This is a genomic window from Clostridium sp. KNHs216 (genome assembly GCF_006714885.1).
Lineage (GTDB): Bacteria > Bacillota > Clostridia > Oscillospirales > Acutalibacteraceae > Caproiciproducens.
In genome coordinates this window covers 3,855,168-3,869,888 of sequence record NZ_VFMF01000001.1, presented here as the reverse complement: position 1 = coordinate 3,869,888, position 14,721 = coordinate 3,855,168, and the positions used below count along the sequence as shown (strand labels likewise).

Annotated in this window: 13 protein-coding genes; 3 read left to right on the top strand and 10 right to left on the bottom strand. The window is 49.4% G+C overall.

Annotated features, from left to right (window positions below):
• Positions 1-5: 5 nt before the first annotated feature.
• Positions 6-1,346, top strand: a complete 1,341-nt coding sequence (locus LY85_RS18710) for a glycoside hydrolase family 18 protein (protein WP_141827860.1) — start codon at positions 6-8, stop codon at positions 1,344-1,346.
• 155 nt (positions 1,347-1,501) lie between these two features.
• Here LY85_RS18710 and LY85_RS18705 read toward each other — a convergent pair whose 3' ends face one another.
• The 7 genes from LY85_RS18705 to LY85_RS18675 form a co-directional block, all read right to left on the bottom strand.
• Positions 1,502-2,317 carry an HAD-IIB family hydrolase gene (locus LY85_RS18705; protein WP_141827859.1) on the bottom strand — a complete coding sequence of 272 codons (816 nt, stop codon included), beginning with the start codon at positions 2,315-2,317 and terminating at the stop codon, positions 1,502-1,504.
• Between the two features lie 215 nt (positions 2,318-2,532).
• On the bottom strand, positions 2,533-3,192 hold the full coding sequence (locus LY85_RS18700; RefSeq protein ID WP_141827858.1) for a TrkA family potassium uptake protein: 660 nt from the start codon (positions 3,190-3,192) through the stop codon (positions 2,533-2,535).
• Between the two features lie 15 nt (positions 3,193-3,207).
• A complete protein-coding gene (locus LY85_RS18695; protein ID WP_141827857.1) occupies positions 3,208-3,858 on the bottom strand; it encodes a TrkA family potassium uptake protein in 651 nt (216 codons plus the stop codon).
• Positions 3,859-3,863: 5 nt separating this feature from the next.
• Positions 3,864-6,686, bottom strand: a complete 2,823-nt coding sequence (locus LY85_RS18690; RefSeq protein WP_141828208.1) for a cation-transporting P-type ATPase — start codon at positions 6,684-6,686, stop codon at positions 3,864-3,866.
• Positions 6,687-7,085: 399 nt separating this feature from the next.
• Positions 7,086-8,153: a dipeptide epimerase gene (locus LY85_RS18685; protein ID WP_141827856.1), complete on the bottom strand. Its 1,068-nt coding sequence runs from the start codon at positions 8,151-8,153 to the stop codon at positions 7,086-7,088.
• Positions 8,154-8,165: 12 nt separating this feature from the next.
• A complete protein-coding gene (locus LY85_RS18680) occupies positions 8,166-8,423 on the bottom strand; it encodes a dihydroxyacetone kinase (RefSeq protein ID WP_038323617.1) in 258 nt (85 codons plus the stop codon).
• 136 nt (positions 8,424-8,559) lie between these two features.
• Positions 8,560-9,060, bottom strand: coding sequence for a hypothetical protein (locus LY85_RS18675; protein WP_141827855.1), 501 nt, complete (start codon positions 9,058-9,060; stop codon positions 8,560-8,562).
• Between the two features lie 408 nt (positions 9,061-9,468).
• On the opposite strand from LY85_RS18675, the gene LY85_RS18670 reads away from it, so the two are divergent.
• Positions 9,469-10,356 (top strand): AraC family transcriptional regulator, encoded by an 888-nt coding sequence (locus LY85_RS18670; protein ID WP_141827854.1) that lies wholly within the window; start codon positions 9,469-9,471, stop codon positions 10,354-10,356.
• An 82-nt stretch (positions 10,357-10,438) separates the two neighbouring features.
• Here the strand turns inward: LY85_RS18670 and LY85_RS18665 are convergent, their stop codons facing one another.
• The 3 genes from LY85_RS18665 to LY85_RS18655 all read right to left on the bottom strand — a co-directional run bounded on the left by LY85_RS18665 (position 10,439) and on the right by LY85_RS18655 (position 13,484).
• Positions 10,439-11,428, bottom strand: a complete 990-nt coding sequence (locus tag LY85_RS18665) for a choloylglycine hydrolase family protein (protein ID WP_141827853.1) — start codon at positions 11,426-11,428, stop codon at positions 10,439-10,441.
• Positions 11,429-11,839: 411 nt separating this feature from the next.
• Entirely contained in the window at positions 11,840-12,124 is a 285-nt protein-coding gene (locus LY85_RS18660) for a hypothetical protein (protein WP_141827852.1), read from the bottom strand.
• A gap of 526 nt (positions 12,125-12,650) precedes the next feature.
• Positions 12,651-13,484 carry a pirin family protein gene (locus tag LY85_RS18655; RefSeq protein ID WP_141828207.1) on the bottom strand — a complete coding sequence of 278 codons (834 nt, stop codon included), beginning with the start codon at positions 13,482-13,484 and terminating at the stop codon, positions 12,651-12,653.
• Between the two features lie 833 nt (positions 13,485-14,317).
• On the opposite strand from LY85_RS18655, the gene LY85_RS19425 reads away from it, so the two are divergent.
• On the top strand, positions 14,318-14,506 hold the full coding sequence (locus tag LY85_RS19425; RefSeq protein WP_185741291.1) for a ferritin family protein: 189 nt from the start codon (positions 14,318-14,320) through the stop codon (positions 14,504-14,506).
• The last annotated feature ends 215 nt before the right edge of the window (positions 14,507-14,721 follow it).

Here is a 14,721-nt window from a genome sequence, read left to right as displayed (position 1 = left end):
AATTTATGAAAAAGAGTTTCTTCCTTCACAAGTTCTTATGCGCGGCAATCGTTTTGGTTCTTTTGGGCGCTGTGATCGGAGCGGGCGGCACCAACCCGGGTATGGGAACCGGCAGTGTTCCTTCTTCCCCCGGCTCTGCAGCCGACCGCACGGACAGCTCATCGCCGCAGCCCGGGTCTTCGGCGGCCGGGAGCACGGCTTCGGCAGGCTCGTCCGGCGGCGCATCGAAAGCGGGCTCCTCTTCCCCATCGAAGAAATCGGTCCCGTCCTCTTCACCGGCATTCCAGCATCCCGCAAAACTGCTGGTAGGATACTACGGCGGCTGGTCGGCACATTCCGGATTTTCTCCCGATAAGATCAGCGCTTCCAGTCTGGATGTTCTGAATTACGCGTTCGCGAAAATCGGAACGGACTTGAAGGTAACCGTAAGCGATTCCTCAATAGACTACTCGAATTTTAAGAAGCTTAAGAATTTGAAACGTACATATCCCAAGCTCAGAACCGTCATTTCCATCGGCGGCTGGAGCGACTCCGGCCGGTTTTCCGACGCCGCGCTCACGGAAGCCTCCCGAACTGCTTTCGCGGACAGCGCGGTCCGCTTTATGAAGGCCAACGGCTTCGACGGCATCGACATCGACTGGGAATATCCCACCGGGGGCGGGCTTGCCTCCAACGTTACTCGTTCCGCGGACCGAACCAATTTCCGCCTTTTGATGAAAGCGCTGCGCGGCGGGCTGGATGCACAGGGAGCGAAGGACCAAAAGCACTATATCCTCTCCTTCGCCGGCGGTTCGGACAGCAGCTACGCAAGCCGGATCGGCCTTTCCGCCGTTGCGCAGTATGTGGATTACGGAATGATCATGACCTACGACCTGCACGGCTCCTGGGAGCCGTATACGGACTTCAACGCCCCCCTCTATCCCACGGCTGGGCAGTCCCCGCAGGCAAAGTCCAGCGTGGACGCGGCTGTGCGTAGCTGGCTGAACAACGGCTTCCCTTCCGGCAAGCTGATTCTGGGCGTACCGTTCTACGGCTATCTTTATCAGGGAACCGTCGGCGCAAACAACGGGCTGCATCAGAGCTTCTCTTCCGCGGCTCCCATCGGCTACGATACCCTTCAATCAAAATATCTGAGTAAATCATCATTTAGGAGATACCGCGATTCTTCTGCGCAGGTACCCTGGCTGTTTGACGGCAGCACTTTTATCAGCTACGACGACGCTGCTTCCATTCAGAAAAAAGTGCAGTATTCCAATTCAAAAAAGCTTCTGGGCGTCGGCGTGTGGGATTTGGGGTTCGACAAGACGGGCACCTTGATTAAATCGGTCGGACAGGCGCTCAAATGATAAGGCAAATATCTGGAAAATAAGCTGTTGCAAAATAGCCCCTCAACAAAATAACGCACAAAAAATGCCCCTTGAACGGGCTTCAAAAACCCGTTTTAAGGCGCATTTTTTTGTTATGGAAGCTGTTGCTTTCTGAAATTTGCAACAGCCCTTTTTTATAAAATGGATAAATATCGGCCAGCACCCCACGCAACACCGCGGTCGCACTCTTCCTTTGGCACAACCGCAAAGCGGCCGGGCATTTCCGGGACCTTGCACCCGCGGGGAATAAACACGGAGCTACCGGCAAATTCCAGCATCGGCAGGTCGGTTTCTCCGTCGCCCATGGCCAGGACCTCCTCCGCCCGGAGTCCCAGTCTTTCACAGACATAAGCGAGTGCGGCGCCCTTGTTCGCTTCGGGAGGGTTGATCTCTCCCACATAGGGATAGGAACGGCCCGTAGCCAGATGGGAAATTTCTTCGGGCCAGGTTTGGAACACTCTGCTGATAGACTGCTCGCTGCCTACGAGCATTACTTTGTTGACCTGCTCCAGCGGCAAATCCTGAAAAGTAGGCACCTCGGCCCTCTTAAACAGCTGAAAAGAGTCCATCACATCGGAAATCCACTGTTTATCCATATCCTCCGGAATCCACAGCCGGATGATATCCGGCTGAAAGGCCATTACTGAGATATTTCCGACCGCCGCGCCCTGCCGATAGACCGTTTGCAGGTCTTTGGCGGACAGGCAGGTTTCCGCCCACACCTCGCCACCCGACACAATCAGAGAGCCGTTTACCAGAATCAGCGGGCCTGTGATGCCCAATTCCGAACAGATGGCCTCCACTCCCTGCAGCGGCCGGCCCGTGGCCAGAACGACCTGAACTCCCCCGGCTGCCGCCGCTCTTACGGCGTTGGCGTTTTCCGGACTGATTTTTCCCTCTTCATCGGTCAGGGTACCGTCTACATCCAGTGCCATGAGTTTGACAGACATAGGATTCACTCTCTTTCAAAATCAATTCCTTTTTACCCAAAGGCAGACTTATCTCTTTATTGCTTCTACTTGTATTATAAAGAAGAAAATGGTAAAAATCAACCTTCCTCAACTGCCGCCGTTTCTCTGGCAGATTGGCACGATACCTTATCTCTCTGCCGGTTTTAAAGCAAAATAAAAGGACCTGCGTGTGCAGGTCCTTTTATTTTGTTTTCTCAGCTGAAGATTTCCTTCAGCTCTGCGCGGCTTGCGTCGTCGGTCAGCGCCAGTATATCGTCATCCTCCAGAATTTGGGTATCTCCCTTGGGGATCAGTGTGGAGCTGTCGCGCGTAATCGCGATCAGCACTGTTTTCTTCGGGATGGACAAATCTTTCAGAAGCTGATTGGCAGCCTTGGAATTCGGCTGAACCTTCATCTGGACAATCGAATAATCTCCGCGGTTGAGCTTCAGGAGCGTGAACATATCCTTCATGTTCATTTCTTCCACCACGAAGTGTGCCATCAGCTCCGCTTGGTTCACACCGATATCCACGCCCATGCCGCTGTTGAACAGCCAGGCGTTTTTTGGATTATTGACTCTGGCAACCACTCTCGGCACGCCAAATTCCATTTTGGCAAGGGTGGAAACAACCAGATTGATTTCATCCGCACCGGTAACGGCGGCGACTACGTTTGCGGAAGCGATGCCTACGCTTTCCAGCACTTCCGGGTCCGAGCCGTTGCCGAACACCAGGGTTTCGTGAGGCAGCTCTTTTTCCAGCTTATGAAAAACACTTTCGCGGTGCTCAATCACCCGTATCTCGTGGCCGTTGGAAAGCAGCAGGGTGGCAAGATAGGAACCGACCTGTCCTCCGCCTATAATGATGACTTTCATTTCAATTCCCCCTTTTTATGCCAATCCCAGCATCGATTTCAATTTGTGGGCAGCGGAGGCAACCACCGTAATATAAAGAATGTCATCCGCCTCCAAAGTGGTACCGGCCGTTGGAATAAATGTTTTATTGTATCGGCTGACACCGGTTACATGGATTTCTCCAATCGCCGTTATCTCTTTGACCGCATGACCGACCAGCAGGGGCGGAACTTCAATGCGCACCACATTCACATTTCCGTTCCCCATTTCAAACACACTGTCCATCTGGTGGTACGTCAAAAGCTCTGTCGCCCTTTCGATGCCCCACGCCGTTGTGGAAATGGTCTGGATTCCGATCCGGCGGTAAAGGTCGGCCTTGGTCGAATCATAAAGGCGCGCAACCACACGGGGAACACGGTAAATATTTTTGGCGATCCGCGCGATCACTACGTTGGCTTCATCGCTCGCCGTACAGGATACCACAGCATCTACCTGATCTATCCTGGCTTTTTTCAGTACGTCCCGGTCAAACCCGATACCGGTCACTTTGTTTCCGCTGAAATCTTTTCCAAGATTCTGAAAAGCTTCCGGATTGGAATCAATCACCGTTACCTGGTGTCCTTTTCTCATCAGATTGAGGGCCAGTCCCGTCCCCATTCTTCCTAAACCTACTACGATCACTTTCATGCCGTTCACCTCTCTGTCCTTTTTTCATAACGCTTGGCCATTTTCTTTCTCAAAAACGCTTTTCTTACTTCTTCAATCACCAAAATCAACGGAGGCCAGGCACATAGAATCAGAAAATCACGCAAATCAAGCGGAGCCGTGTGGAAAACGGACTGCAGAGGCGGCAGGTAAACCAGAGCAATAATCAGAATGATTTCAAAAATAATACCGAAATTCACCTGTTTGTTGCTGAACAGGCCGACATGGAAAACAGACTGTTTTTCCGTACGGCAGTTAAACGCGGCACCGATCTGGGAAAAGACGATACCGGTAAGCGCCATGGTAGTCGCCTTGATATAGACCGGATCCACTCCGCCCGCAAGCGGCACAGAGGGCCACCCGTTTTGCAGATTGACAAAAAAGTAAGAAAACGCTGAAGCAATAGACCCTAATAAACCATACCACAAAAACGCCTTGACAACCAGCTTTTTTGTTAATAAAGATTCCTTTTGATTGCGCGGAGGCTGGTCCATGATGCCTTCCTCCGGCTTTTCCGTTCCCAGGCCCAGTGCGGGCAGCATATCGGTACCCAAATCGATGGTGAGGATCTGCATGACCGTCAGGGGCAAAGGAATGGCTCCGCGGGAAAACAGGAACATGGCGGAAGGAACCGCCTCCGGCATATTGGAGTTCAAAATGTAAAGCAAGAACTTCCGGATATTGCTGTAAACCGCGCGGCCTTCTTCAATAGCATGGACAATCGAAGCAAAATTATCGTCCGTCAGAATCATATCCGCCGCTTCCTTGGCCACATCCGTACCGGCAATGCCCATGGCTACTCCGATATCGGCCTTCTTGAGCGCCGGAGAATCGTTCACGCCGTCACCCGTTACGGCGACGACTTCGCCCATTGCCTGCAGATTGGACACAACGCGGAGCTTCTGCTCCGGCGCCACACGGGCAAAGATGATTTCATCCTTCAGATATTCCCTTAACTGGTCATCCGAAAGCTCTTCCAGCTCCAGACCCGACACAACGCGCGGGTTCGGGCTTTCCACAATGCCGATGCGTTTCGCAATGCTCTCGGCCGTCAGGCCGTAGTCTCCGGTAATCATAATGATGCGGATACCGGCACGGTGGCATTCCTCGACGGCGGCGGCGACCTCCGGACGCGGAGGATCGGCCATGACCACCAGTCCCACAAAAACCAGGTTCTGCTCAATCGTTTCGGGCGTGTAGGCGCTCATCGCTTTCGGGATGTTGTCCTCTTTGTGCAGAAGACGATACGCAACCGCCAGAACGCGCAGACCCTCGTAGGCGTATCCGTCGTTTGCCTCCATGATCTTCTGGCGCATCTCTTCCGTCATCGGCTGAACCTGGCCGTTCACACGGATAAATTCGCTCAGCTTCATGACCTCTTTCGGCGCACCTTTCACATAGGCGATGCGTTCGGTCCCCTCTATCGCTTTCTGCAGCTGATGGATCGTCGTCATTCTTTTACGCCGCGATTCAAAAGGCAGCTCCCTCAAACGCGGTGTCAGTTCCAGCTGTTTGTGGACGTCAATTCCGGCCTTCTGCGCCACCACGCCCAGGCAGGCTTCCGTCGGGTCGCCCAGCACCGTGTAGCGGGCCGATTCTTCGTTCGGCGGCAGCAAACGGGCATTGCTGCATAAGGCCGCGCCCGTCACCAGCAGTTTCAGATCCTGATTTTCGCTGGCGGTGACCTTTTTTCCACCCTCAAGGATTTCTCCTTTGGGTTCGTAGCCGACGCCGGTGACGTCAAATTCTTTTTCCGCCAGCCATAAATGGCTGACCGTCATTTCATTTTGTGTAAGTGTGCCGGTTTTATCCGTACAGATAACGGAAGTGCTGCCCAGCGTTTCCACCGACGAAAGCTTCTTGACCAAAGCGTTCCTCTTGGACATGCGCTGTACAGCCATGGCAAGGGACAGGGTAACGGTGGGAAGCAAGCCTTCCGGAATAAAGGCGACGATCATTCCCAGCGCAAAGACAAACGATGCGGCAAAGGGCTCGTTTACAAAAAAGTATGACGCCAGGAAAAACAGGATACCAAACAGGATTGCAATGATGGAAATCTGCTTTGTCAGGCGGTTCAGCTCTTTTTGAAGAGGGCTTTCTTCTTTTTCCATGTTCTGAGTCAGGTCCGCAATTTTACCGAACTCGGTTCCCATGCCGATCCCCATGACAACGGCTTTTCCATTGCCCTCCGAAACATTCGTTCCCGCAAAGATGAGGTTCGGTGTTTCAGCCCGCGTCAGGTCGTCCTTCAATACGGCGTCCTTGAATTTACGGACCGGATTTGACTCTCCCGTCAGCGTGGACTGGTCCACCTGCAGGTCGTTGCATTCGACCAGACGGGCGTCCGCGGATATTTTATCCCCTTCTTCCAGGAGCATAATATCGCCGGTAACCAAATCCTCGGCCAGAATTTTCTGCTCTTCACCATTCCGGATCACCCGCACATACGAGGGCAGCATGTTCTTCAGAGCCTCCGTGGCCTTATCGGCACGGCTTTCCTGCCAGAAGCTGAATACGCCGTTGATGACATTGACCAGCCAGACGGCCACGCCCAGCTGAGGCATACCCGCAAAAAAGGCCACCGCACCCGCCACCCACAGCAAAATAGCCATCAGATGGGTGAAGTTGCCCAAAAATGTAAGAACGGCGGATTTTTTCTTTTTGGAAGTGATCAGGTTTTTGCCCTGCTCCTTCTGTCTCTCCTGCGCCTGCGCCTGTGTCAACCCCTGTGAAGTCGTTTCCAGTGCCTCATAAGCTTTATCTACGGGAAGTTTATAAATGATTTCTTTATCACTCGATGTATTCTCCATGGTACTCAATTGTTTGCCAATCCTTCTTTCTGTAAGAATAAAAGTTTCATTTGCTGGAAAAGAACGTGAAGAATAGTGAGAACAGGGAATTGTTAATAAAATATGTATTCCCCATTGATAGAGAATCATTATAAACCTTTGTGAACCAATCTACAATTTGTACAGCCAAATCTTAATACAATATTAATATGCGTAAAGCGACAAAACGTGACAGATATTTCGGCGGCGAGTCCGCCTTCCCGTTGATCTTATTTACCCTGCTGTATTCTATGCATCTCCAAATAGGTTGCCCAAGGCGGTTGAAATAAACAGGACAGCAAAAAAGCGCCTTACGGCGCTTTTGTTTCCCATCATAAATAAACCTTGTCCGTGACCGTGTGAATTGAGGGGTATGATCCGTTAAAAATCCACTTTGATTCCCAACCCGTACTCCTCGGATAATTGAAGCCGGGGGCCGTTACAGGTGAACCCGCCGCGAATTTCCGGACTTTCTTTGAAATAGAAAAAGCTGTCAAGGTCTCCATAAATAAAATTAGGTCTGGAGGCGACAAGAGCCGCGCCCGCCGATATGCTGATCCGGCTTTCCATCATACAGCCAAGCATACACCGGACTCCGTTCGTCTCTGCTATGGTGTTAATCTGTAAGGCTCTGTACAAGCCCCCGCACTTCATGAGTTTAATATTGATGATATCCACCGCATCCTTTTTGACCAGTTTTGCGGCGTCCTGAGGAGAAAAGCAGCTCTCATCCGCCATGATGGGAATCGGCGATTTGGAGCGAATATAGGCAAGTCCGTCAATATCCCATGCGGGAACCGGCTGTTCCACCGCTTCCACGCCCAGTTCCGCCATTTTTTGGATGATCCGGATGGAATCCCCGGCGGACCAGCCCTGATTCGCATCAATTTTCAGATGGATGTGCGGCCCCACCGCTTCCCTGATCCGGCGCACCGCCTCCACATCCTCTTCCGGATGAAGCCCCGCCTTTATTTTGATGTGGTGAAACCCTCTTCCGACGATTTGGAGGGCCTCTTCCGTCATCTCCTCCGGTGTGCCGATCATAACCGTCAGATCGGTTTCCATTTGGTCCGCGATTCCTCCGAGCAGGCGGTACAAAGGCATTTTCGCGTGCTTGCCCATGATATCGTAAAGCGCGATATCGATCGCCGCTTTCGCGGACGCGTTATGGATAAGCGTCCTGTCCATCACATTATGGATATGATCGATTGCAAACGGATCCAGTCCTATCAGCTCATTTTTCAGAACTCCGACTGCGCTCAGGATGGTGTCGACGGTTTCTCCGGTTACGAAGGTAACGCCGATGCCTTCCCCATATCCGACAATTCCTTCCTCCGTTTCCACCTTAACAACAACTGTCTCGCAACTATGGATGGAACCAATCGCCACAACGACCGGATGCAGCAATTCCAGATTTACCTTTTTGGCTTCAATTGTTTTGATGACCATAATGCACCTTCGTTACTTTCCGAAAACTTCGCTCTGCTTCTGCATATTTTCAATAACCACGTCATAAATCGTGCCGAACTGTGAAAGGTATTTCATTACCTCCCACGGTTCATTCGTGTGAAAGTGTATCCGGAGCAGTTCCTCATCACCGACGACCAACAGGCTGTCACCGGGCGGCGTTTGCTCCAGATGCTCTCTGATCTCGTCGGCGGGGATTCCCTCCCCTTCCACCAGCATTTGCGTGTCAAAAACAAATTCTATTTTTTCCATGTATGACCCTCCTTGATAGGATACCGTCCGGTCCTTCTCCGGGTGAAAGCGGGCATTCTGCCATTGAATGCCGCATTTTCCCGGAGAAATTTATGACTTCTCCTATCCAATTATTTGGAATATATCCGGCCGCCGCTTAATGAAAAGGGCCTGTATTCCGGTGCTTCTGTTTTTTTAGGACGTTCCAGTTCTGTGCCGTAATGCCGATATGACCGATGCCCAGAACAATAGCGGCAGCGCCCAGCCAGACCGTCCGCGCATAAACGGACAAAAAGAACACCGCAGCCACCGGCAAAACAGCCAGCGGCAACGGGATTCCCCAAAAAGGCCTGTAAAAATCCACGGATACATGCTTACCGGTAAAATACCTTCCCCAGCACATCAGATATAAGAGCATGAGAAAACCGGCGGCGCCTAACCATATCGTCCAGAAATCGATTTTCCGTATATTGAGGTCATCAAAAATCAATACCAGCGTGGTAGTCAGGATCTGGCCGACTCTCTCAAAAACCAGCAGTATTTTGTTTTCCTTTATTTCCTTAAAATCCACCGGCAGGTTTAACCCGTAGAAAATATTGGGAATAAACAGGCAGCATAAAAAAATCAATCCGATATAAGAAAATCCCAATCCTCCCAAGCTGTCTCCTCCCTGTCGTGATATTCATACGGGTCCCGTCTATCGATGAGAAAACTTTCCCCTGCTTTTCCATCTGTCCAATCGTACCGGCGGCTATAGCCAATCCGACGCTTACGGCACACTGCATGGACTGCCGCCCGGTGAAAGCAGGAATCATGATCTTTGATTTTATTATAATCTATCAAAGGATCGTGTTCAACTCCTTTTTAGCCGTCATTATTACAACATTTCCAGTTGATTCTGCAACAAGGAATGTGTTTTGTCTCGCAAACCGAATTGGAGTTGCTGTAATCATAATACATAAATAAGCGCAAAAACAGTTTTCTATTCTGAATTACGCAATTTTGGAACAGCATCTTTTTTAAATTATGCTATACTGGATTTACCGTACGGTTAGGGGGATCGCTGATGGATACTACAGAAATACTGCAGGACATTCTGGAATACGTCGACGGACATATTACGGACGATCTCGGCACAGAGCTTCTGGCGGCGCATGCCGGTTTTTCCACATGGTATTTCTGCCGGATCTTCCAGTGGGGTACCGGATATCCGGTAATGGGCTATGTGAGAAGCCGGCGTCTCGCTTTTGCCGCGCATGAGCTCAGTTCCGGTCAGCGAATCCTCGACATCGCTCTGAAATACGGATTTGAAACGCATTCGGGCTTCAGTAAAGCCTTCCGCCGCTATTTCGGATGTTCCCCGGAAATTTACCGGCTGCATGCCCACTGCAGCCGACCGGCGCTTCCCAGTCTTCTCTGTATGAATAAATATCTGATTGGAGGAATTCTTTTGGAACCGAAATTTGTTTCCCTGCCCGCTGTCAAACTCGCGGGCTTCGCCCTGAAAACGACCTCGGCCGACGGCGAAAACAGCAAAGCCATCCCAGCCTTCTGGAACGACTATATGAGTGACGGAAGGATGGAGAAGCTTCACTCCGAAAGCTTTGTCAAACAGCATGACGAATACGGCGCATGCTTCCCGGCGAACCCGGAAAGCGGAGAATTTGAATATGTGATCGGCGTAGAGCCGAAGGAAGGCACGGTGATTCCAAACGGCTACCATACCTGCGAACTGCCGTGTGCAACCTATGCCGTCTTTTCGACGCCTCCCTGTGACGCCTCAAGCTTTGTATCCACCATTCAGGGAGTATGGCAGTATATTTTCAATGAATGGTTCCCGAAATCCGGATACGAATACGCGCCGGAATGTGCGGATTTCGAACGGTACGACGACCGCTGCATGTCCGAATCCGGAAAAGTCTGCGATATCTATATCCCCGTGGTAAAAAAATAAAAAGCAGTCCTTTGCTGTACTCAATATTCCGTGATTTTTATCCTCCGTTGTCCTTGCGGACAATCGGAGGATTTTTTATAAATCAGACTTTATCGAATGCAACCGGTCGGAGCAGATTCCCTATGCAGATCGGCTGGGTGCTGTATTGGTAATTCCAAAGGCAGGCCGTCGCAATCTGGGGATTGCGATACGTTCTGAAAAAATATTCGCAGGTATTTGTATTCATAAACGCGATATATTTGGTGTAATCGTAAGTGTCGCGGCTCGTCGTCACAGCACCTTTTGGAATTGTGACGCTTTCCATAATGTGAAAGCATGTTATGGCCGCTTCCGTTCTGTCCAGGGGCGTCTGCACATGAGTCTTCAGGTATGCGGCTCTCACAAATCGCTCCGGAGAAGTATACCCTCCCGGAAGCAGCATAGTTCCCGCTGCCTGCCCAAACGGCTTTAGCTGGATTTTCCCCCAGTAAGCTTCCTCGGCCTGTTTTGGAGATACCTCTGCATAATTTCTCAGGTTTGTCATATGCCATGAAAAGTCAGGGCTGTTGGCCATAACCCCGATCGGATTTGAGAATATTTCCAGACCCCTTTCGGTCTGTTCAACCACGGCGCATTCCCCGCCTTTATCTGTGGCAATCCAATGAAGCGGCGCGACAGTCCGTGTTACGGGATCCTGAAGTCCAATAAGGGAGATATGAGGGATCAGCCTTTTCAAGTCCTCCACGGACCCGCATCTTCCTAACATATAATGCAGAAAGTCCAGGGACGCGACGGGCTCTTTTCCACCCTCTTTTATTTGCGAGTCAAACTGCGCATAACCGGCGAAATACAACGCGGCTGCCGCAAACCCCTTTTCATTCACGCCGTCGAAAAACCCAAGCATTCCATCCGTTTCCTGACCGATTCCCATAAAGCTGTAGCGGTTATAAAAGTGATTTCCGTTGAGGACATTGCCCCACAAATAATTCTGGGGCATAACATAAAGCTTTGGTTCAATATCATAAGAAAAATCCATCGTACGTCCAAAAAAGTTTTCCATCTGTTGAGACTGTAATGTAATAGCCGTACACATCTTTCCATACTCCCCCTCTGCAAAATTCACCCTGACGGGCAGGATGCATCATGGTTAAATGTCTTCTCCATAAATATGGCCGGGGCAGGCAAGGTGTGAAAAAGCCCTCCCAACCGCCAGAAGGCAGCTGAGAGGGTCGCCAATGTGAATTGAGCTAATTATTGTATTATAGGTCCGTGCACAAACCTATTCCCCTATTATAAAAGCCCAATTTTAATTATATTATAGCAAAATAATTAATGATTTTCAAGAATAAAATTGATAAATCGATGTCTTATTTTATTCTTGATGGTCTCTGTAGACCGCGTACGCAATTAATCCGGCGATTACTGCAAGCACAGCGACTGCCGCTACGACGGCGACCAATGAAAACATTGAATTACCCCCCAGTTCATTTTTCCGCCAGAGTGTCTATTCTTTTTTATCCTCTTCCGTATGATACCGCTGATTCAGCAATTCTAATTTTGTTTTTGCCTCATCAAGGAAGGTAAACCAGTTCTTTCTGTATTTTTCATCGCTTCTCAGATATTCAAATTTTTCCCCCTTGAGCAGTATGCTGTATCCTTCATCCGAGCGGACATTAAAGCCCAAACACTTTTCCTCTAAAAGTACGTATTTGCAATTTTGCATATTCCATCCGAAAGAGTATATCGTGTCCCCTACACGGCATGGGAATAATTTTGATAATTCAGCCATAATACCTCCATTCATTCTTATGGTTTGCAGCGATCATATATTGTATTTATGATTCATTTTCTACAATATTGAAAAGATTATCCGTTATTTATACAATGAGAATTAATCGTACGATAGATTATTCGGTGAACACAGATCATTTTTTGGGGTAGCTTGATAAATCATTCCATATTCTGCTGAAATGCCCTGTATAATTTAACCCGCTTATCGTAAACTATTTATGAGGTGATTTTTATGGCTCAGGGTTTACAGGATCTTTTAGCATCGAACAAGGATATTAGTCAGTACTTTTTATCACTGCCTACCAATGTACAGAACGCAGTTACCGGCAGCGGTGAAGAAATCTGCACACTGGAAGATCTTCTTCGCCTCATTCAATCAATATCCGGAACTTGCTGAAAATGATGCGAAAAACAAATCCCCTGACAGACGTCAGGGGATTTTCCTTATCGTAAATTTTCGTTCCATGCGCACCGAACCGCGTACATCCGTTCACAGCGGGCGCTGTAACAAACGGGTTTTCCCGTCACCGCTTGATAAAGGTTCCCCGGTCTAACTCGTCAAAGGCGAGATTCAGCTCCTCACGGGTATTCATTACAATCGGGCCGCCCCAGGCAATCGGCTCGTGCAAAGGCTTCCCGGAAAAGAAAATCATACGCAGCGCAGAGTCAGGCTCTGCCGACACGGAGAGATAGTCCCCTTCCTCAAACAATACGGCCGATTTTGATAAAATCAGCTGACCGTCAATAACGGCGTTCCCTTCGATCAGGAATACAAATACGGTTTCATCCTTTTTTGTCGGGAGCTCAATTTTTCCGCCCTCCGAAAGTGCTATGTCATAAATCGCTGCCGGTATATGGGCCGGAGTCACCCCCGCTGCATCCTCAAAACTTTCTGACAGGACACGGATATCAGCGTTCTCTTTTGCAGCATGACCCATCATTTCCGGCGTAATGCTCAAATATGCCGGGGCGGTCATCTTTTCTGCGCGGGGCAGGTTCAGCCACAGCTGAAATCCGAGCATTCTGCCGTCGTCTTTCGGCATTTCCTGGTGCAGAATGCCGCCTCCCGCTGTCATCCACTGGCTCTCTCCCGCATGAATGGTCCCTTTATTTCCCAGACTGTCTTCGTGTTCTATCTTTCCGGAAATCAAATAAGTAATGGTCTCGATTCCTCTGTGCGGATGCATGGGAAACCCGGCGATATAGTCCGACGGGTCTGTAGAATCAAAGGAATCCAGCATCAAAAACGGGTCGAAATCTTCCACGTCATGGTATCCGACCACACGGACAAGCCGCACTCCGGCACCATCCGTCGCTCTTTGTCCCCGGATTATTTTTTTAATCGTGCGTTTTTTCATATCCATTATCCTTCCCAGCGTTTTATATGGAAATCAGAACTCTTCCTGCTCCCTATTGACACGCTGTTCATCATACATATCGGTAAACTGTTCTGTAATTTGCAGTATAGCATAAAGAAAAAAATTCAGCAAGCGCGAGCCCTCAAAAGCCATATTCGGGGTTCAGCCAACCTTCGGTATTCCCGTCCTGCCGGCAAAGGGATATGCCTAAAAATGTTCCCCCTTTGCATTCCTGTTTCCCATATTGACAAGCTATATTTGAAAATCATAGTATGTAACAACTCCGATCGAAAGGTGGAACCAAATATGTGTTGGCTAATACCATTTCTGATTTTAGCGGGATGTGGCTGTAGGCGTGGCTGTTGCTGCCGCAGATGTAAATAGCAGATCGTGGCGCTCACTGACAGTGGGTGCCATCATACATAGAAAAGCGCCTTGAAGATCGTCTCTGAACACAAAAGTAATCTGCCTCCGAATTTCCGCATATGATTCTGTGAGGTGAGAATATGAACGACAATGCCAGCGGCACCTATCTGTCCGCCAGGGTCGACGAACCATATCCGGTTGTAACTGTTACTGAAAAAAATTGCAGATATGCGTCAATCATTTCAGACGGATATGCGGGAGAAGGGTCCGAATCAACCGCCATCGCCCAATATGGGGTACACCGCCTGTATTTAAAGGATTTGGCAAATTCATATGAGGCATACGGGGCAATCATACAAGTAGAAATGATTCATTGGAGACTGTTAGGTGATCTCGTATTACAATTGGGTAACGCCCCGCTGCTCCGATCATGCTTATCCGGAAGGTACTGGAGCGGGAGTTTCCCCATGTACCGCAATACCTTTGCACAGATTATTCAGTCCGACATTGAAGGAGAAAAGTCCGCCATTGCGCATTATCAAAGAATGATCCGACAGATCGGAGACACCCAAATCCAGAATTTATTCAAACGGATCATCCTTGATGAAGAAAGGCACATTGAAATACTTACCGGGCTGAGGGAGTCCGCAAAATAAAACACCCGGCTTTTGAATAATTTGGTTTTTTCCTGCCAATCCTTCTATCAAACTTCTTTTCTGTTTTTTTCTCTATCCGGGCCGCTCTGTAACAGGAGCGGCCTTTTTAAATTAGTAGAATTTTAACCCAATCTTCACGCCGATTTCACATTGGGCCATTATACTTTAATCATACCAAACAGCTTACAAGTCCTATATGAGGAATCATATACTTC